Consider the following 557-nt stretch of genomic DNA (forward strand, 5'->3'; position numbering starts at 1 on the left):
TTGCTACTGGCGCTGCTCACCTCTGGCCTCATGTGGCCAGTCTATGCCTTCTTCGCCTATCGCATCATCGTCGATAGTTATCGGCGTAAGGGCTGGATCGAACTCGACACGCCGCCTGTGCCCTTCAATCCTTCCTATGGCGAACAGGTCGAAGCCATCCGGACCGCTATTGCGGAAGGCCGTGATCCCCGGCAACCGCCGCCGCCGAGGCAATGACGATGTGGAAACTGTTCGCCACCGTGCTTGCGCTCACCGATACCGGCTCGGTCTCGATCACATCGATCGCGACCGACTTCGCCAACCGCGAGGCCTGCAAGGCCGCGGCGCGCGATCTGTACCCGCCGATCATCGAGCGCGAGCTGCAGGGGCACCGGCTTTCGATCCGGGCCGCTGCCGAATGCCGGACGGACGGCCCGCCACCGCCGCCGCCTCCGTTCCCCAATCCGTTCAGAGAATTCATGCGATGACCCTGACAATCTGCACTGCGCGTTACGAGCGCGAGCACGGCCAGAAACCGCAGGGGCGCGGTTACTGGCGTTTCCTGCTGATCTCCGCCG

At 64.1% G+C, this 557-nt stretch carries 2 protein-coding genes; both read left to right on the top strand.

Annotated features, from left to right (window positions below):
• A partial coding sequence (locus AC5ZGW_RS46815) for a hypothetical protein (protein ID WP_496114224.1) occupies window positions 1-216 on the top strand: 216 nt, incomplete at its 5' end.
• 2 nt (window positions 217-218) lie between these two features.
• Window positions 219-467 carry a hypothetical protein gene (locus tag AC5ZGW_RS46820; RefSeq protein ID WP_035691821.1) on the top strand — a complete coding sequence of 83 codons (249 nt, stop codon included), beginning with the start codon at window positions 219-221 and terminating at the stop codon, window positions 465-467.
• The last annotated feature ends 90 nt before the right edge of the window (window positions 468-557 follow it).

Source organism: Bradyrhizobium sp. Crot121 (genome assembly GCF_059512385.1).